Source organism: Weissella minor (assembly GCF_001437425.1).
In the GTDB taxonomy this organism is placed as follows: Bacteria; Bacillota; Bacilli; order Lactobacillales; family Lactobacillaceae; genus Weissella; species Weissella minor.
Map to the genome: position 1 here is coordinate 430362 of NZ_JQCD01000024.1, position 19499 is coordinate 449860.

Here is a 19499-nt window from a genome sequence, read left to right on the forward strand (position 1 = left end):
GCTCTCTGAAGAACTTACTTCAGAAGAAGATTCAGACGAACTGCTTGAACTCTCTGAAGAGCTAGATTCAGATGAACTACTTGAGCTCTCTGAAGAGCTAGATTCAGATGAACTGCTTGAACTCTCTGAAGAAGAAGATTCAGACGAACTGCTTGAACTGTTTGAAGAACTAGATTCAGACGAACTGCTTGAACTCTCCGAAGAGCTTACTTCAGAAGAAGATTCAGACGAACTGCTTGAACTGTTTGAAGAACTAGATTCAGACGAACTGCTTGAACTCTCTGAAGAGCTTACTTCAGAAGAAGATTCAGACGAACTGCTTGAGCTTTCAGAAGAGCTTACTTCAGAAGAAGATTCAGACGAACTGCTTGAACTCTCTGAAGAGCTTACTTCAGAAGAAGATTCAGACGAACTGCTTGAGCTTTCAGAAGAGCTTACTTCAGAAGAAGATTCAGAAGAGCTACTTGAACTTTCAGAAGAACTTACTTCAGAAGAAGATTCAGACGAACTGCTTGAGCTTTCGGAAGAACTAGATTCAGAAGAACTTACTTCAGAAGAATTTTCAGATGAGCTACTTGAACTTTCAGAAGAACTAGATTCAGAAGACTCTTCGGATGAGCTACTTGAGCTTTCGGAAGAACTAGATTCAGATGATTTGCTTGAACTATTTTCAGACATATCACCTGTTCCAATACCAATTGAACCACGCCAAGTTGCTGTTGATGTGCGTGTATCAACTAATTCGTCTTCATCGAATGATTGAACGGTGTTTCTGTATTGTTCAGCGTCCCCTTCGTCAGTGATTTTGGTTTTGTAGGTAATCACGGCCGAAGTTGGGGCTGTTTTATCTGGCGTTTCGTCAACACCGTGCAATGGGCCTAAGTTAATTAGGAAACTTTGTGTCCCATCACCATTGTCTTTAATAGTTGGATCATCCGTTGAACGTTTAACACTCTTACGATCAGGACGGGCATTTCGATAATTGATGGTCATTGACCCAGGAACATATTCTTACCCCTTGCCAAATGTATCGCGAATAATGGCCTCATCATAAGTTTCTTCAGCATTGTTAACAACAATTTGCCAAGTGAGATCTGTTGGATCGTCTTTATTGTAAGAAATTTGCTTGCTCAACATACTTTGACCCGTCGAATTACGATTACTTTTCTTCCAATTAACATGTAATGTGTTCTTGGAATCATTTTCATTTGGAAGTAGGATATCATTCCCTTTATCATAATCTAATTTAGACGTATCGATTCCGGTCCAAAAGCCAATTCCAAAGGCAACATCAGACAGGGTGACATCATTGCCAAGTCGATCAAAGACGACTGTACCTTTGCCATCTTTAATTTCAACGGTTCCGATGCGTTTACCAGTTTCAATGGAATCAATAATGATTGGTGAGTTACCCGTTTGATATTTAAATTCAGGAGCGACTTCAAACGTGTACTCTTCACCAGGTGTTAAATGGACACTATCGGGAATTTCAAAGATGTAAGAGACCTCATAGCTGGACGAATCGGTTAAAGTGTCACCATCTTTAATTTCACGACCGGCAGAAGTGTTAATCCAAGATTCGGTAATGTATTTTGTAATATCGGTGCTATCGGCATGGGCAACATTTATTGAGAAAATGCTAAATGTCACCATAGTCACCAGAAATAGTAAGCTTTTAAATCTGTGCATTTGGGGGCTCCTTTTAAGTGATTTTAAAATCATACCATAAAAGGATGCATTTTGTCTCTAAAAACAAATGATAAACCAATATTTAAAGATATTGAAAAGATATCGAAAAGATTAAATTTTGTGCATCAATTCACTTTCTTCCCCGTTAATTATCTTTTCTATTTCTTCAGCTAGCTGATAGCGTGGAATCGGACGCAATTTATTAGACCAATCCCAATGAATTTTATTCACAAAGACATTGAGGCCCTTTCCCATATAATACGTATTATTACGAGCCTTGTCATAAACAAGACCAGGATAAATATTAATGGCACGTGACTTAAGTTGACGATCTGCATATTCGGCAATGACATTTTTAGTTTTGGCATATTTATTCAAGAAGAAAGGAGCTGAATTCATATTTAAAAAGATGAGTTTCGTATTTGATAATTTAATAGAATCGATAATTCGTAAACCAGGCAATAAACTATTTTGCTCGTACGATGTTTTTTTGATTGGATTTGGAAATAGAATGCCAATACAATTTATCAGCCAATCAGCTGATTGTACTTCACGCTGCCAATCACCTTCTTGCATTAAATCAGCAGCAAGGTAACGGACATTGGGCAAATGGTCATGCACATGACCACCAGATTTTGAAATACTAACAAGCTCATATACCTGGGAACCAGCACGTTGTAATTGCTTTAAAATCCCCGTTCCAATGAACCCGGTTCCTCCCATAACGACTATTTTTTGCATAATTTTTCTCCTTTTTAATTGTTAATGTATTAAAAAAAGCGTTACGCACAGTAATTGTTGGTAACGCTTAAAAGCTTAGACAAGATAACTTTTATGAATTGTATCAATCAATGTCCGCATTTGAACGGTTTCAGCAACGTTGTGAACTCGTAAAATACGATTTCCTGCTGAATAGAGTAAGGCTTCTGTGATTAAAGTCATGGTAAGTCGATCATCTTTAGCTAAGCCTAATAGTTTTTGTAAATAACTTTTATTAGATACGGCCGTCATGATTGGAAGTTGATACTGATTAAGTTTTTTAATACCGTGCATGAGTGCCAAATCATTATTTAAATTACCGACAGTTGAAAATCCAATACCTGGGTCAAGCGATACACGTTTTAAGTCAATATTGGCATTTTTAAATGTCTGTAGTTGATCATCGAATGTTTCGATGACTTTAGTATAAGTAATCGGTTCGTCCATTAGTCGTCGGTTAAGCATACTAACTAGCCCGACTTTTGAATTTTTCATTAATTCAATTTTTCGTGGATCGTCCACAAAACCATTTATATCATTAATGATATGCACACCAGCGTTGATACTTGCCTCAATGACCATCGGTTTATAGGAATCGACCGCAATGAGTGTATCTGGAAAGCGTGATTTTAATAAGTCGATGTAAGGCAAAATGCGTTCAAGCTCCTCTTCACTTGAAATTTCAGTGTAACCAGGACGGGTTGATTGTCCCCCCACTTCAATAACATCAGCACCATTAGCAACTAGTGCTTCAATTTGAGTGATCGCATCAGCTTTTTGAAAATATTTTCCACCATCGTAAAATGAATCAGGTGTTGTATTTAAAATAGCATAGACTAGGCCTGATGTGGTTAAATCGATTTGCCGATTTGGCAATTGCCAAACAATTTTATGCTGATTTAGAATTGTTTCCAGTGCATGTTGTGCTGCGTCATCAAATAATGATGTGTTTTGAATGAGATCAGATAAAGCTTGATATGTAAATAAACCAGTCAAAGCCTGTTCATCTTGGGCAAATGTCACAAAATAATGTTCGAATAATGGCAGTAATTGGTTTGTCTCGGTTGGACTCAAATTTGAAAAAGAGATAATTAATTTTTGATCAAGTTGGGCTTGTTTTTGAAGTAATGTGTCGGCTGCATTCAAAGCATCAGTGTGAGTCAAATCTTGAATGTTCATTGTAAAGCTCCTTCTTCAATGGCTGTTCTAACATGGTTAATGAGATAAAAAGAGCCGGTAATAATAATTGGACTAGTGGCATCTTTTAACTGATGTAACGCGGTTGATAGGTCTTTACTGGTTGTCACAGCTGTGATACCGGCCTGTTTAAACGTTTGTTCCAAGGTTTCTTTGCTCAAAAATCGTTCGGAATTGTAGGGTTCCGTTAAGATGAAATCGGCATCTAATCTTTTTAAAAATGGCATACAATCGGTATAATCTTTATCTTTTAAAAATCCAATAATCATATGATAATGCTGAGTGCGACCTAAAGTATCAGTCAGCGCCTTTATGCTATCAACATTATGGGCACCATCAATAATAATTGTTGGATTCCGTTGCAAAAGTTCCATTCGACCAGGTAACGGAACTGCATGCAAAGCATTAATGAGTTCATAATCTGTAATGGAATCGCTTGAATGATCTTGATTATAGATATAGGCCCAGTTAAGTGCATTTTGCAGATTGTCGATTTGAAATTTTCCAGCTAATTGAACGCTTAGACGTTCAGTATGATTTACATTTGAAAGGCGCAAATCAACGATGTTTTCAGTTAAATTAGCTGACACTAGCGATACCTGAAATGGTGAATCGTTATAAATCTTTGAGTTGTGTTTTAGGGCAGCCTGTTTAATGATTTTAGAAACGATTGGGTTTTGACTAGGGTAATTAATAACAGTTGAGGTATCATCAATGATTTCAGCTTTAGTGGTGGCAATCGCTTCAAGGGTGTCGCCCAAGATGCCCATATGATCCATTGCAATTTTGGTGAAAATTGTATAGTCACTTTGGCCGAGGGCATTTGTGGCATCTAAACCGCCGCCAAGTCCACATTCATAAATGGCCCAATCAACGTCATTTATACTAAAATGAATGACGCAAATGATAAAATAGGTTTCAAAAATGGAAATATCTGCTTGAGTTAGGGCCAGTGAACTTAATGCTTTTTTTAATTGGGTATAAGCAAGGACAAATTCTTCTTCTGTAATTGCAACCCCATCAATTGTAATTTGATCTAAATCATCGTACATAGCAGGACTACTAAAATGCCCCACTTTCTGATGATGAGTGCGTAACATATGATTGATAATCGTACCCGTTGATCCTTTACCATTTGTTCCACAAATATGAATGTTTTGACTGGCTGATTGTGGCGAACCAAGTTCACTTAAGATTTGAGTTAATAATGCAATGCGATCAATTGTGTCCTCATACAACATCGTTTTTGGAATTTGCTCGATAATTTGTTCGTAAGTCTCTGACAATTTCCATCACCCCTATTTATCTAATCATTCCCAATAACTAATCAGTTATTCAGTGTATTAAAGAATTCCTGTTGTGTATCTATATTTGTAAAGCCACCACGGTAGAAGCTTGATTTAGTCATACTGTTTGATTTTTTGACGCCACGCATTTCGACGCACATATGGCGCGCTTTAACAAAAACAGCGACACCAGCAGGATCGAGGATATCCATCAATGTGTTACCAATGGTACTTGTTACTTCTTCTTGTAAAGTAGGTTTTTTTGTTGCGTAGTCTACCAAGCGTGGAATTTTACTTAAACCAATGACTTTATTGTTTTTTGGGATATACCCCACTGAAACAGTTCCAAAGAAAGGTAATAAATGGTGTTCACACATCGAATAAAATGGGATATCAGCGACAGTAATCATTTCACCATTAATGGAATCATCTGTATCAAATAATTTGTAGTTAATAAAATCAGGTGTTTCTAGAGTAGAAAAAATTTCTTCATACATACGGGCAACACGTGTTGGCGTTTCTTGAATACCTGGGCGATTAGCATCTTCACCAATTGCTTTAAAAATATTGCGAATGCTTTCTTCGATAAGTGCTTGATCCATGAAATTCTCCTTAGTTTAAAGGTTCAATGTATTGGGTACCCCGTAAATCGTGGGTCCGGGTGATAACCTTTTGATATTGTGGATGGTTAACATCCAAAACATCAAGTAGTGGGACTAAAACAAACAAGCGATTAAACATTTCACGATGTGGAACGTCCAAACTGGCTGATTGTATCGAATCATTGTTGAATAATTCGATATCTAAATCTAGTGTTCTTGGTCCCCAATGAATCGTACGAACACGATGATATTTGTGTTCCAAGCCATGTAATGTTGTTAATAATTGTTCAGCGGATAAAGTTGTAGTAATTTTGATGACCGCATTTGTAAATTGGTCTTGGTCTATATTCCCCACAGGATCGGTGATATAAAAGTTTGAGACTTGCTTCACTGAAATTTGGTCAGAAGCATTTAAATCCTTAATTACCTGTTTTATCGTATCCAAAGACTTGCCCATATTACTGCCCAGTCCGATATAACTTGTATTTTTCATGGTTACCCTGCCAATTCGATTTCTGCATTGTCTAAGATGCCATCAATCGGTAAATTATACTTTTTGATTTGAACAGTCACGCAGTCAATTTGATTTGGAAATTCTGTATGAATGGCTTGAATCATTTGTGCTGCAAGTGTTTCAAGTAATTTCACCTCATGTTTTCCTTCAGCCAAATTGGCAACAATATCAAATACGACACCATAGTTAATGGTTTCTGACAAATCATCTTTTAAATAAACTTCAAATGGTTTACTTGGAACATCGAGGGTAATTGTTACGGTAATATCTTGACCAACGGACCGTTCTGCTTCAAAGAAGCCGATAAAACTGTGGAAGCGCATGCTGTTTAATTTAATTTTCAAAATAATAAGCCCCTTAGAGTGTGATATATTAAAGTTTACAATAATTAGGGTACAAAAAAAACAGTAGTCGCCTACTGTTTAACGGTTATTTATCTTTAAAGACCATAACCTTACTTAGAATATAGTTTAAAATAACGACAATAACATTATCGATAAGTTTCCAAATAAATGGATCTTGTTGCAATAATTGGACTCCGAACCAAACAATGGCCATATCAACTAGTAGTGTTGTAAAACGAGCACTAGTAAAAGTAAAGGCTTCTTTTCCAATTTCCTTGGGCGTATGCGCCGTTGAATGGAAAACCCATGTTCGATTGGTTACGTAAGCAAATAAAACAGACGCAATCCAAGCAATCACATTTGCGATTTGTACATTTAGACCTGTAAATGTAATCAGCACATAAAAAGTTACCAAATTTACCAGCGTTGTTAAGACACCGAAAACTAAATATAAGAGAATATCTTGATATTTTTTAATTAAGTTCATCATGCTTGTGGGCCTCTGAATGTGAGATTGGCTGTGTATTTACCTGTTTATCATCAAAATCTTGATCTGATAGTAAATTATCTTGAATGATAAAGCGTGGACGGCTCTTTACTTCATTAAAGATTTTTCCAATATATTCACCAATAATGGCCAGTCCAATCATTTGGAAACCGCCGATAAGCCAAAGCGAAACCATGAGTGACGTCCAGCCTTCAACTGTTTGCCCCGAGATTTGCTGGTACAAAGCATAAATGACCATACCAACGGATACCAGTAAACTAAGAATACCGGCAACTAAAATAAAACGCATTGGTGCAACTGAAAATGATGTGATTCCGTCCCAAGCGAAAGTAATCATTTTAGTTAAGGGATATTTAGAAGTTCCCTCTTCTCGTTCCTTACGTGCGTAATAAACAACAGTACTTGGGAAGCCAACTCTAGGAACAACGCCACGCAAAAATAAGTTGTGTTCTTTAAAACTTAATAAATGATCTACAGCACGTTGAGACATGAGACGGTAGTCCGCAGCATTAGGCACCATTTCAACGCCCAACTTGCCCATTAAGCCATAGAACATGTCGGCTGTCCCACGTTTAAAAGCTGAGTCAGTTTCACGTGAATTACGTGCGCCATAAACGACATCAAAGCCTTTGGCATTTTCGTCGACCATTTCATAAATGGCATTAACATCATCTTGTAAGTCGGCATCAATGGTGATAAAGATATCTCCATAATCTCTTGCAGCTGTCAAACCAGCAACTAAAGCATTTTGATGACCAAAATTACGACTGAAGTTCACACCTGTAATGTGTGGATTGCTTTTTGCAGTATTTTCGATGATTTCCCATGTCTTATCGGCTGAACCATCATTAACAATAACAATTCGACTTTTGGAATCGATTTTCTGTTTATCAATCAAGTCAGTCAAAATTCCATCTAGGACCGTTAATGTTTTTGGTAGTGCTTCTTCTTCGTTGTATGCGGGTACAACAATCATTAATTTATTCATTGTTATCTCCATTTGTCACAAAAAACAATATGTTTTCTATGCATTCTTCTTGACTATTTAGTTTATCACAAATTGTGAATTGTTGCATTTGAATTAAATGAGAATTTTTTAAAACGAAATAAATAAAAAGCAACTCTCAATTGAACTGAACGAAAGTTGCTTTTTATGTTTATTTCTTATTAAGATGCTGCATGTAATAGTAAACAGGCAAACCTAAGATGGTTAAGCCAATCCCAATAATTGCCAATGTGAATTGTGTGATTATTGTTGAAACAATGATGAATACACCACTAAGAATCGCGATAAGTGGCACAATCGGATACAAAGGCACTTTGTATGGACGTGGTAAATCTGGTTCTCGACGACGTAACACAATCACTGCAACGAAGACCAATGTATAGAATAACCAAATCACAAATACTAACATATCTGTTAATGTATCAAAACCACCGATAAACATAAGTGCAATTGCCAAAGCAAGTTGGAAAAGACCTGCAACATATGGAATTTGGTTTTTGTTCAAGCGGGTTAAATATTTTGAGAATGGTAATTCTTTGTTCTCAGCCATTACATATGGTAAACGCATTCCAGTTAAAGTATAACCGTTAAGCGTGCCATAGATTGAAACTAAGATACCAATTGTAATTAGCTTACCACCCATACCACCAAAAATTTTACCAGCAACGTCCATAGCAGCACTTTCATTACCTGCTAAAGCATTAAGTGGTAATGTATGCAAGAAGACGAAATTAACAGCCAAGTAAATGACCATAATCCCAATAATTCCACCTGTAATTGCACGTGGTAAATCACGTGATGGATTCTTAAGTTCTCCAGCAATGTTACCAACGTGAATCCAGCCGTCATATGCATACATTGTGGCTAGTAACCCTGCCCCCAATGCAGTAATAAAACCACCGGTACCAGAACCAGCAGTGACGGGGAACAAGCTAACCGTAACACCACCTGGCTGTAGCAAACCAAAGATAACAATTAATGCCAATGGAATTAATTTAAAGAACAATGTAATTGATTGGAAAGCTCCCGCAACCTTAGCCCCTAAGAAATTAATCAATTCGACCGAAACTAAGGCTGCAATTCCAAATGGGACAATCATTTTAGCATCAACGTGGAATAAATTAACCACTTGTGTTCCAAAGATGATTCCCTTGGCGGCAATACTAGCAGGAAAGTATACAATCACTTGGGCCCAGCCAAGTAGAAAGCTAGGTAGTTTCCCATAGGCACGTTCAATATAAACCAACATGCCACCAGTTTGCGGTAATGCAGCCGCTAATTCAGCCCCAGTTAGACCGGCACATAAGCTAATTAAGCCACCTAACAACCAAACAAGCATCGACATGCTTGTCGATCCAGTCACTTCGGAAACATTAGAGACCTTAAAGAAGACACCTGCTCCGATAACGGTTCCCATAACCGTAGAAATGGCGGAAACCAGGTTCATACTACGCTTCAATTCTTGTGGATTTGAAGCACTACTATCATTATTCATTATTTTACCTACTCACTATTTTATAATTAACTGAATAATTATACCTAAGATGGTTGCGGCATGCAATTATGAATTGTCCTTAAATGTTAAACGCATATAGTGCTTGTACAAGAAATTGTACTTATCATTGGCATTCTTATCCGACCATGGCTTATTTTTACCACAATAATGCAAGAATACAGTGTTACGTGCCACCCAATTGGCATCATTTTCCCCACTACTTGTCAATTGATAAGTCATATCTTTACGAACATCGTAGTTATAGTAACTATCAGGAACAGGCAAAATATCTTCACCATATAATTTATTTAAAACATCTTGGTCTGGTAAGATAAGCAAATTTTTATATTGTTCAATGAAATTAAAAATATCCTCAGAGGTCACCTTCTGGCGAATATTGGCCAAATTCATGAGTAAAACACCGGAATTATAATAATTTTCAGTGTCAGTATCTAGACGAATCTTGTTGACCGTACTAGTTAGATTTAATGCATCAGCATGCATTGAAGCCGCATAAAGGTAGTCTGAAATATCCGTTTCATAAAATGGCGTAATGTCATTAATACATAAGATATCCGCATCTAAATAAAGAATTTTATCTAAATCTGTTGGTAGATATTCATGTGCTAACAAACGGAAATAAATTGACTTTGGATAACGCTTAGAAACTGGCGCTTTTGAAAAGTCATTCTTATCAATCACGATTGGATGATAAGTCATACCAAATTTATCAAAGAATAATTCTAATGCTTCAGTTGAAGCCAATCGTTCTTCTTGGACAATATAGATGTTATATTCATTTTCTGAATCTGAATTCGCCCAGATTGAGTAAACTGTGGTCATGAGCTGTGATGTAAAGTTGTCATCAATAGAAAAAAGTAAATTAACTTGCATAATTAGACTCCCATATCTTTTTAAGTAAGTGGTAACGCTAGTTCAGTAATAATTGTATCTAAGACGCCATCTTGGTCATTTGAAGCAATGGCATTTTTGAAATGATTGATGAGATACGCATCCCCATTTGGCATTGAGCGCGGCTCACCCACGAAATTTAACATTTCTAAATCATTAAAACCGTCACCAAAGGCCATCACTTGGTCCGCATTTAAGTCATAGTAATCTAAAAGATAGGCTAAACCAGTCGCTTTATTGGTATTTGCAGGTATAACGTCAATCGCACCATAGCCAGAAGTTGTTGCATGATATTTCTCAGAAAATGCTTCATTTGTATGCTTGATGAAATTTTTAGCTTCCGATTCAGCAGCACTAAAAATAACTTTCACAATTTCCTCATTGGCAGGAATATCAGAAATTTGATCAATAAACTTAAGATTTGGAAAATACCAACGAATATCTTGGTATAAGTCACCGATTCCTTTATAGTGTGCAAGCATGTAGGAATCTTGAATCCCATTAAAAATAATGCCATGTCTAAAATGCATGGTGTCATCCTGTTCAATCAGTGCTTGAATTTCAGGTAAATCTGTCCGCGTAAAGGCTGAGCTCCGTAAAGACTTGCCTGTTTTGGTCTTGACTTGGGCACCATTGTTAACATTGTAATCAAAGCGACCAATGAATGGCTCGAAAATCATATCAACGAGCGGTTGATCATTACCCGTTGCAATCACAAAGTGCATGTCATGTGCTTCAAAATAAGTTAATAACTTATCAAACTTTTCTTGGTTAATCTTTCGTTGATTATCAAAAAAAGTCCCGTCTAAATCGGTTGCAACCATCTTTATATCGTTCATAACTAACCCTTTCTATGGCGTATTATCACACTTAATATTTTAGATGAAAAAAAAGCAGGTGTAAACCACACCTACTTTTAATCTGCTATATTCTTAGCTTGCTTTTGTTTAATTTTTTTGAAAAAACTGACAATGAACGGTAAGGCAAGATTGACAATCAACATACTTCCATAAATGCAAAGTGAGGTTTCAACAAAGCCAGATGTATTTTCAATAAATTGATCCACATCTTGCTGAAAGAGACTCATAATCATCTGATACATTTTTTGACCCGGAAAATATGGAACTAATCCAGGCACCAGTAAAATGAATGCTGGAATATGGTACATACGTGCTGCAAAAAAACACAGGGTCGTGACGGATGCGACGCCAAACACAATACCATAGTAGAGATCGTCTGCAAGCGTCGCCGCAATAATATTTGGAATGTAGCTCACTGCACCAATTGTTCCGGTAATTAATAGTGAACGATTAGGTGCTTGCACCGCCATGGCGAAGCCCACAGATGCACAAAAAATTAGAATGAGATTTAAAATGAAATGCAAGAAACTCATGCGATTACCTCCAAATTGTATAGACAAGGAGACTGCCTAAAACCATCGTTAACGTTAAAATCATCGCACTTAATAAACGCTGTGGTCCACTAATGAGATTTCCATCAAAGATATCGTTAATGGATGTCGTTAATTGGACCCCTGGTAAGAGCGGGAATAATGCCCCAATGATAATGGCATTATAATCAGACAAAGGAATCATTAGCATTAAGAGACGAACGCAAATGGTAATGATGGCAGAAACGACTAGCTCACCAATAAATGGGCGATGTAAATATTTATAGATACGTAGCACGAGATACATGCCCATCATGCCAAATAGTCCGGCTAAAAAGCTATTCAGCAGATTTTGAGTACCTAAATACGTTAAGGTACTACTTAACAAGAAACTACCAGCTGTCGCCTTTGGAACACTTAATAGATTTTGTTTTCGTAATTGCTGTAATGCGCGATAAAGCTCTGGCAAGGTTAATTCATGTGCAACAAATGCGCGCGAAAGTCGATTGATTTCATCAATTTTAGTTAAATTAATTGACTTAACGCTTGTTTTTTCAACCAAAACAAGTGGTTGCATGTCCGTATCCATTGGGTCGTTGGCGGTAATGATAATGAGTGTACTTGTCACGTAGGCATCAATATCATCATTTCCTTCGGAATATGTATTTGAAATATATTTTACGGTACTGTCAATTCTTGAAAGTTCAGAACCATTTTCCATTAGAATTTGGCTAGCTAAGAGGCATGTTTTTGCTAGTAGTAACTGTTGTCGATCTTGTCCCATATGGTGCCCCACTCCTGTTAATAATTTTAGCGTGTTTATTTATACATAATAAAAGCTGTTGCTTTGGTCTTCAAGACGGCCGCAACAGTTTTTATAAGTAAATTAATTAAATGATAGTTGTTCAAAATGGTAAGAACGATTGCCAGCTGTGATAATACGCTTAACCATTGAGCGACCATATTTTTGAATGTGATCCATTCCATCTAAATTGCTTTCAAAAAGCAAACCAGCTGTTGTTCCAACAAGTGGCATGAGCGTTGTTGCATCACCTGTAATATCCTTTGCCATTTCAAGCGCTTCAGAATATGATGACGCATTGAGAACAATCCAGATGCAGGCGGTTAATGTTTCTACAGCATCATTTGAGGCGGTTAATTGATTCATAGCTGTATTTTTAAAGTCGGGTGTATTTAGTTGTTCAAAGGCTGATAAAGCCTCTTGGAATATTTGATGTTTAGAATAATAATCATAAGCCGCATCAATTGCTGTTTCAAAGGCGTCAACTGGTTGTTGGTCAATCAAAAGTTGATTCACAAAAAAAGCGTAGATACTATTCGTAATCAGCGCAGTTGGTTGATTATGCGTGAGACCCGTCACTTGATGCAATGACAACATAGCGGCACCATTTGAAATAAAATCACTGCCATACTGTGAATTCAAATATAAGACAACCGGCATAATGCGTAAAAGCGCCCCATTATCAATGTCATCAGTTGCATGACTACCTGATGAAAATGGATCATGATTAATCATGTAATGTTCAATTGAGCGAATTGTTGTACGGTCAACCATCTGGGCACTGCGATTAGCGGTGTAATCACCGCGAGCATACCAAGCTGTAAATTGATCCATTAAATGATTTAAGCTATAGCCTCGTGTTAAGCTCGCGATTGTTGCAAGTGACAAGGATGTGGCTGAACTCCAATCAGAAATGTGATCATTTTGACTTAGTTCAGCTACACAGTCTGCATTGATTAAACCATAAGTTGAATTAGTAAGTGCTGTTTGAGAATGATTCATATCTTTATCCTTTCAATCGCTGTATTCTAACATGAATGTAATATGTTGGCAAATTAACTGAAATGCTTTATACTTAAATATATTCACATTGAAAAGTAAGGAGTGACCTATGGACGACTCAGTTCAATCACCAGAAATTAATACATTTTCGCTAGCAGTTTTACGGGACCGCTTATTACCAGATTTATTGCAAGAAGATGAAGCTAATATCTTGTATTGGGCTGGTAAAGGGTTAGCGACGCGCGAGTCTTTAACGAGCATTACAACGATTGAAGTTTACTTTAATCGTGCTGGATTTGGAAACTTGAAGGCACTTGCGCACAAAGGATCTGAAATTGAATGGATTCTTTCCGGACCGGTTGTTCTTGCCCGCCTAACAGAACGCGATGAGCCTAATTTTTACTTAGAGGCAGGCTTCTTAGCTCAAGTAATTGAAACCCTTGCAAATGTTGGAACGGAAACGACCCTTAAGATTGAGGATGAAGAAGTTCATTTTACAACATTATGTGAGCAAGCAATTGATTTACCAATTTAAAGCATTAAAAAATCCGAGACACTTACTGTCTCGGATTTTTTTTAGTTAAATTTACCAACAAACTTGTAAATTGGGAAGCCTTGTTCTGAGAATTTGTGCTCGTACTCGGTTTCGACATTGTCGATCATTTTTTCTTCGTCATCATGCAAATTCAATGATATACCATCAGGTACAAAGCTAATGCCAAATTGATTAAATGAATACAATGAATATTCAAATAAGCCGCGATTATCGGTTTTGAACTCTAGTTCCCCACCTTCAGGCAAAATAGCCTTGTAACCTTCTAAAAATGATTTGTACGTTAAACGACGTGATTCATGACGTGTCTTAGGCCAAGGATCTGAGAAATTTAGGAAAATCTTGCTGACTTCTCCCTGCTCAAAATACGTATCGACACCTGCCCCATCACCATAAATGAATTTTAGGTTAGGCAATTCTTCAGGAAATTCATCTGCTTTACGACCAGCCACTGCGACCGCAGCTTCTTGAATTTCCATTCCAATGAAATTGATTTCTGGATACTTTTGAGCCATACCAATAATGAATTGCCCTTTTCCAGTGCCAATTTCAATTTGAATGGGCTGATTTACAGGGAAAACTGAATGCCAGTCTCCTTTTAAATCAGTCGCTTTTTGTTGATTGATAACTAAATCGGCATGTTCCTCTAACCAAGGTTGAGCCCATTTTTTATTTCGTAGACGCATGTTTTATTCTCCTTTTAAACATGTTCGCAATAATGCGATCAGAGTATAAGAATACCAAAAGAAAGGTAAATATGACAAGGCTAAGCATGCCAATTCCTTGGTTAATATCAAAATTATGGGTAATTACAATCAAAATGAACCAAATTATAAGCATCATCAGGCTTAATGGTAATAAGAAACTGTGAAATGCTTTTTGGCGGTTTGATAGCGTGATTGGGATTACGGTATCAAAAACAAGACGACGGTAACTGCCAGCTAACGGTAGAATTTGGGCAATAAATAAATATTGGAGTAAAGCCAACAGCCCATAAAGTAAATATCCGTTTGTAAATGGAATCAGTAACAAACCAAAAATAAGCATACGCACCCACAGATTCAGATATTCGCTCTTACGGATAAAAGTTGTGAGGTATATTGGTAGCAGTGTGTCCTTACGGTAGTTTGGCCACAAAGATCGTAAACGTTCTAAATATGGATGGGGTTTAATCGTACTTTGTAACCCAGGTACGTCAATAAATAGATTGAAAAATGCATAAATTGTGGCTAAGCGCTGATTCTCTAGTTCAGAAACAGCAGTCCAGTTAATTAGTGTTAGCTGATCAGTATTGAAAGCTGCCGTTTGGCGGGCTTGAACATAGGTTAACATCATCTTTGCAATAATCATGAAAAGCGTAATTAGCAGTAAGATGAAAAAGTTAAAGTCAAATAACTTCATCAACAAAGGCCAAAAGATGATAATGAGTAGTCCTTGAATGGTTCCGTTTATCAACATACTGTATATAGTTGCTTGTTGCCAAAGGCGTTGCAACGGCGCTTCATCCCCTAAAAAGAAAACCGCATCAGCTGATTTAACAAATGAAGCTGGTGTTTTAAACAATAATAATGTTAAAAACAGAATTAATAATAACCCACCCTGCGTCCACCAAACACTAGGTATCGTTTGTAATAATTGTTGATAGGCAAATAATAGTGCACCAAATAAGAAAAAGAAAGCAATGATTGCGTGGTCATTGAAGACATATTTTAAATAACGAGAAAATTCTCGCCACTGTTGTAACCAACGATTTTTGAATAGAGTTGATATCATACGTCTGCCTCACCAATAAGTAACGCTGGAACTTGATCTTTTATCTCTTCCATAGAACCAGAAGCGGCAATTTGACCATCTTCAAGGTAGATAAACTTATCAGCATGGGCACGCAAAGTACTCATGACATGCGTTGTGATTAGAAAACTTGCACCAGCGGCTTTCTTTTCATCAATTAAAGCCAATAAATCATTCACTGCGATGACATCTAAACCTAAGAAAGGTTCGTCAATGATAAATAAGTCAGCATTGGTAATAAAGGCCATAACAATCATGACCTTCTGCCGCATCCCTTTTGAAAAATGAGTTGGAAACCAATTTAATTTATCGTCTAATCGGAATATTTTTAGGAGTCGATGTGCCTCTTCCCAGGTTTCTGCTGAGTCAAGCTGATAAATATTAATCATAAATTGAATATGTTCCTCTAGATTTAATTCTTCATAAAGAACTGGTTGCTCAGGGACATAGGCAATTTGTTTTTTATAAGCAATTGGATCCATCACCATTGAAACATCATTGAGAACGATTGAACCTGTTTTGGGTGCAAGGAGTCCAATTAAATGATTAATCGTTGTTGATTTTCCAGATCCATTTAATCCAATGAATGCCGTAAGTTCACCAGGTTGGATGGTGAATGATATATTTTGAATGACCGTGAGTTGGCCATATCCACCAGATAAATCTTTAACAGTTAAGGTCATGTTTAATGCTCTTACTTTCATTTTTTATTTAATATATCTATTTTACACTATTTTTTACCTCAGGAACCCAAGCAAATTCTTTTCGCATAAGCTATAATGGACTATAGATAAAAACATTTTCAAGGAGGCGTGTTATGGCAGAAGATATTTTTGATAAGATTATTTCAGGTGAGATTCCTTCATATAAGGTATATGAAGACGATGATGTATTGGCCTTTTTAGATTTAAGCCAAGCAACACCAGGACATACCTTACTTGTACCTAAGCAACATGTGGCTGATATTTATGCTTATGATGATGCATTAGCTGGTAAGGTTTTGACCAAGATTCCATTTATTGCACGAGCAATCAAGGCTAGTGATGATAAGATTATTGGTATGAATATTTTAGTTAATAACGGTGAACAAGCAGGTCAATCTGTCTTCCACTCACATATTCACTTTATCCCACGTTATCAAGACGATGGTTTGAATTTGCCTGCTCCTACTGAAGCACACGATATTTCAGAAGCTGAATATAAAAAGCGTGCCCAACAAATTCGAGACCAATTCTAAGGAGTTAAACTGTGAAAGTATTTCAAGATATGAAGCAAATGTTTGGAGATGCCACAAAAGCAGTTCAATTGAATGTTCAAACAGTGGTATTGCGAGTTAAAAATGTTAATGTTACCTCAAATGAACTTAAAAGTGCGCTAAGCAATGTAGAATCAGTCGTACCAGAAGTTCAAACAACGGTTAAAGATATTCAAAAAGATGTCGACAAAATGAACTTTAAAAATAAGGCGCATTTGGATCGCATCAATGAAGCGCAAGCACGGATTGAAACGGAACTTGCAACCCTCAATGATATGTTAACCTTTGGTAAAAAGAAAAAACGTAATAAAAAAGCCAACGCAGTCAAGTAGTCGACGCGGTTGGCTTTTTTTATTTATTTACCAATTTGGAGTTTAAGTTCCATAACTGAGTCACGAAGATTAGCTGCTTCTTCGAAGTCCAGACGCTTAGCAGCGCCTCGCATTTGTTCTTCCAAATTAGCAATTGTTGCTTCTTGATCAGCACGTGGCATATCCTTAAATGCAGTTTGTGTGAAACTTTCTGACTCAGGCTTCCCTTTTTCGGGCGCATGGGTCACTGCAATTAAGCCACGGACTTCTTTCTTAATTGTGTGTGGGGTAATATTGTGCTCTTCGTTGTAGGCAATTTGTATGGTACGACGACGAGCTGTTTCATCCATTGCCTGCTGCATTGAAACGGTAACGCTATCAGCATACATGAGCACATGACCATTTTCATTTCGAGCTGCACGTCCGATGGTTTGAATTAATGAACGTGGATTACGCAAGAATCCTTCCTTATCAGCATCCAAAATTGCCACTAACGATACTTCCGGTACGTCAATCCCTTCACGCAGCAAGTTAATACCAACTAATACGTCGAACTTTCCTAAACGTAAATCACGAATAATTTCGGTTCGCTCCAGTGTTTTGATATCAGAATGGAGATATTTAACTTTAATGCCAACATCTTCAAGATAATCGGTTAAATCTTCGGCCATCTTTTTCGTCAAAGTTGTAATAAAGACACGTTCATTTTGTGCAACGCGCTCATTAATTTCACCAATTAAATCATCAATTTGCCCTTCAACCGGACGCACTTCGATTTCTGGATCTAACAAACCAGTTGGTCGAATAATTTGCTGTGCAACGTTCTTCTCATCAACGCGCTCAGTTTCATAATCACCAGGTGTTGCAGACATATAAATAATTTGATTGACATGTTGTTCAAATTCGTCAATTTTAAGTGGACGATTATCCAATGCACTAGGCAAACGGAATCCATAATCAATCAAAGTTTCCTTACGCGCTCGATCCCCTTTGTACATACCTCTTATTTGTGGCATGGTGACGTGTGATTCGTCGACAACAATTAAGTAATCTTCAGGGAAAAAATCAAGGAGTGTGAATGGTGGTTCGCCAGGTTGTCGCCCATCCATATGGCGTGAATAGTTTTCAATCCCTGTTGTAAATCCCATTTCTTGAATCATTTCGATATCATATTCGGTACGTTGCTTAAGGCGCTGTGCTTCAAGTAATTTTCCTTCGTCTTCGAATTTTTTCAATTGTTCATCAAGCTCTGCCTTAATCGTTTTGACAGCTCTTTCACGAATACTGTCGTTAGTCATAAAGTGGGTTGCCGGATAAATTGAAATGAAATCATCTTCAGCCGTAACTTCCCCCGTTAAGGCATCGATTTCACGAATACGATCGATTTCATCACCAAAGAATTCAATACGTAATGCCTTTGCATCAGAAGATGCAGGGAATATTTCTAATACATCTCCACGCACGCGAAAACGACCACGTTGAAAATCAATATCATTACGCTCGAATTGAATATCAACTAAGCGGCGCATCAATTCGTTGCGTTCAATTTCTTCACCTACTCGTAAATTAATCACATGGTCACGATACTGTTCTGGACTACCTAAACCAAAAATTGACGAAACGGAAGCAACGACAATGGTATCTTTACGTGAAAGTAAAGATGCGGTAGCTGAATTTCGTAGTTTATCAATTTCATCGTTAATTGACGAATCTTTTTCAATATAGGTGTCTGAAGATGGCACATATGCTTCTGGCTGGTAATAATCATAATATGAGACAAAGTACTCGACGGCATTGTTTGGGAAGAATTCTTTAAATTCACCATATAATTGGCCAGCTAGCGTTTTATTGTGTGATAACACCAACACGGGTTTGTTTGATTGGGCAATAACATTAGAAATCGTATATGTCTTACCAGTTCCAGTGGCACCAAGTAAAATTTGTTCCTTAGTACCGGTATCAATCGCACTAACCAGTTGATTAATGGCAGTGGGTTGATCGCCAGTGGGGCTGTATTTTGAAACTAAGTCAAATGTTTGATCAGATGTATTTGTTGACATATGTATCTCCTACTCTTATGTGT

At 37.2% G+C, this 19499-nt stretch carries 23 protein-coding genes; 4 read left to right on the forward strand and 19 right to left on the reverse strand.

Annotated features, from left to right (window positions below):
• Nucleotides 1-763, forward strand: a 763-nt coding sequence (locus IV67_RS09375; RefSeq protein ID WP_057787922.1) for a hypothetical protein, incomplete at its 5' end; no start/stop codon positions are given.
• A gap of 248 nt (nt 764-1011) precedes the next feature.
• Here IV67_RS09375 and IV67_RS05525 read toward each other — a convergent pair.
• The 15 genes from IV67_RS05525 to IV67_RS05595 form a co-directional block, all read right to left on the reverse strand.
• Nucleotides 1012-1689 (reverse strand): hypothetical protein, encoded by a 678-nt coding sequence (locus tag IV67_RS05525; protein WP_057787924.1) that lies wholly within the window; start codon nt 1687-1689, stop codon nt 1012-1014.
• 111 nt (nt 1690-1800) lie between these two features.
• The gene (locus IV67_RS05530) at nt 1801-2430 is read right to left on the reverse strand and encodes an NAD-dependent epimerase/dehydratase family protein (protein ID WP_057787926.1); all 630 of its coding nucleotides are present in this window, start codon (nt 2428-2430) and stop codon (nt 1801-1803) included.
• Between the two features lie 75 nt (nt 2431-2505).
• Entirely contained in the window at nt 2506-3627 is a 1122-nt protein-coding gene (folP, locus tag IV67_RS05535) for a dihydropteroate synthase (RefSeq protein WP_057787928.1), read from the reverse strand.
• Nucleotides 3624-4931: a bifunctional folylpolyglutamate synthase/dihydrofolate synthase gene (locus IV67_RS05540; RefSeq protein ID WP_057787930.1), complete on the reverse strand. Its 1308-nt coding sequence runs from the start codon at nt 4929-4931 to the stop codon at nt 3624-3626. Before IV67_RS05540 ends, folP begins: the two co-directional genes overlap by 4 nt.
• Before the next feature lie 41 nt (nt 4932-4972).
• Nucleotides 4973-5533 (reverse strand): GTP cyclohydrolase I FolE, encoded by a 561-nt coding sequence (gene folE, locus IV67_RS05545; RefSeq protein WP_057787932.1) that lies wholly within the window; start codon nt 5531-5533, stop codon nt 4973-4975.
• A 10-nt stretch (nt 5534-5543) separates the two neighbouring features.
• Nucleotides 5544-6026 carry a 2-amino-4-hydroxy-6-hydroxymethyldihydropteridine diphosphokinase gene (gene folK, locus IV67_RS05550; protein WP_057787934.1) on the reverse strand — a complete coding sequence of 161 codons (483 nt, stop codon included), beginning with the start codon at nt 6024-6026 and terminating at the stop codon, nt 5544-5546.
• A gap of 2 nt (nt 6027-6028) precedes the next feature.
• Nucleotides 6029-6391: a dihydroneopterin aldolase gene (folB, locus tag IV67_RS05555; RefSeq protein WP_057787936.1), complete on the reverse strand. Its 363-nt coding sequence runs from the start codon at nt 6389-6391 to the stop codon at nt 6029-6031.
• Between the two features lie 85 nt (nt 6392-6476).
• Entirely contained in the window at nt 6477-6881 is a 405-nt protein-coding gene (locus tag IV67_RS05560; RefSeq protein WP_057787938.1) for a GtrA family protein, read from the reverse strand.
• Nucleotides 6865-7887 (reverse strand): glycosyltransferase family 2 protein, encoded by a 1023-nt coding sequence (locus tag IV67_RS05565; protein WP_057787940.1) that lies wholly within the window; start codon nt 7885-7887, stop codon nt 6865-6867. The genes IV67_RS05560 and IV67_RS05565 overlap by 17 nt, the downstream gene beginning before the upstream one ends.
• 169 nt (nt 7888-8056) lie before the next feature.
• On the reverse strand, nt 8057-9400 hold the full coding sequence (locus IV67_RS05570; RefSeq protein ID WP_057787941.1) for an APC family permease: 1344 nt from the start codon (nt 9398-9400) through the stop codon (nt 8057-8059).
• Between the two features lie 66 nt (nt 9401-9466).
• Entirely contained in the window at nt 9467-10294 is an 828-nt protein-coding gene (locus IV67_RS05575; RefSeq protein WP_057787943.1) for a glycosyltransferase family 8 protein, read from the reverse strand.
• Nucleotides 10295-10314: 20 nt separating this feature from the next.
• The gene (locus IV67_RS05580) at nt 10315-11151 is read right to left on the reverse strand and encodes an HAD-IIB family hydrolase (protein ID WP_057787944.1); all 837 of its coding nucleotides are present in this window, start codon (nt 11149-11151) and stop codon (nt 10315-10317) included.
• Nucleotides 11152-11228: 77 nt separating this feature from the next.
• The gene (locus IV67_RS05585; RefSeq protein WP_057787946.1) at nt 11229-11705 is read right to left on the reverse strand and encodes a threonine/serine exporter family protein; all 477 of its coding nucleotides are present in this window, start codon (nt 11703-11705) and stop codon (nt 11229-11231) included.
• A 4-nt stretch (nt 11706-11709) separates the two neighbouring features.
• Nucleotides 11710-12486, reverse strand: a complete 777-nt coding sequence (locus tag IV67_RS05590) for a threonine/serine exporter family protein (protein WP_057787948.1) — start codon at nt 12484-12486, stop codon at nt 11710-11712.
• Nucleotides 12487-12588: 102 nt separating this feature from the next.
• A complete protein-coding gene (locus IV67_RS05595; protein ID WP_057787950.1) occupies nt 12589-13506 on the reverse strand; it encodes an ADP-ribosylglycohydrolase family protein in 918 nt (305 codons plus the stop codon).
• A gap of 109 nt (nt 13507-13615) precedes the next feature.
• Here IV67_RS05595 and IV67_RS05600 point away from each other — a divergent pair, with 109 nt between their 5' ends.
• Nucleotides 13616-14041, forward strand: coding sequence for a DUF2507 domain-containing protein (locus IV67_RS05600; RefSeq protein WP_057787952.1), 426 nt, complete (start codon nt 13616-13618; stop codon nt 14039-14041).
• Nucleotides 14042-14082: 41 nt separating this feature from the next.
• Here the strand turns inward: IV67_RS05600 and trmB are convergent, their stop codons facing one another.
• Genes trmB through IV67_RS05615 form a run of 3 tightly spaced genes read right to left on the reverse strand, consistent with a single transcriptional unit; the run spans nt 14083 to nt 16533 of the window.
• A complete protein-coding gene (gene trmB / locus IV67_RS05605; protein ID WP_057787954.1) occupies nt 14083-14745 on the reverse strand; it encodes a tRNA (guanosine(46)-N7)-methyltransferase TrmB in 663 nt (220 codons plus the stop codon).
• Entirely contained in the window at nt 14729-15832 is a 1104-nt protein-coding gene (locus IV67_RS05610; RefSeq protein ID WP_057787956.1) for an ABC transporter permease, read from the reverse strand. Before IV67_RS05610 ends, trmB begins: the two co-directional genes overlap by 17 nt.
• On the reverse strand, nt 15829-16533 hold the full coding sequence (locus tag IV67_RS05615; RefSeq protein WP_057787958.1) for an ABC transporter ATP-binding protein: 705 nt from the start codon (nt 16531-16533) through the stop codon (nt 15829-15831). Before IV67_RS05615 ends, IV67_RS05610 begins: the two co-directional genes overlap by 4 nt.
• A gap of 134 nt (nt 16534-16667) precedes the next feature.
• Between IV67_RS05615 and IV67_RS05620 the strand changes: the two genes are divergently transcribed.
• The gene (locus IV67_RS05620) at nt 16668-17087 is read left to right on the forward strand and encodes an HIT family protein (protein ID WP_057787960.1); all 420 of its coding nucleotides are present in this window, start codon (nt 16668-16670) and stop codon (nt 17085-17087) included.
• Nucleotides 17088-17098: 11 nt separating this feature from the next.
• Entirely contained in the window at nt 17099-17437 is a 339-nt protein-coding gene (locus IV67_RS05625; RefSeq protein WP_157050294.1) for a hypothetical protein, read from the forward strand.
• Between the two features lie 23 nt (nt 17438-17460).
• On the opposite strand, the gene uvrB is transcribed toward IV67_RS05625, so the two are convergent.
• The gene (gene uvrB, locus IV67_RS05630) at nt 17461-19476 is read right to left on the reverse strand and encodes an excinuclease ABC subunit UvrB (protein WP_057787962.1); all 2016 of its coding nucleotides are present in this window, start codon (nt 19474-19476) and stop codon (nt 17461-17463) included.
• Between the last annotated feature and the right edge of the window lie 23 nt (nt 19477-19499).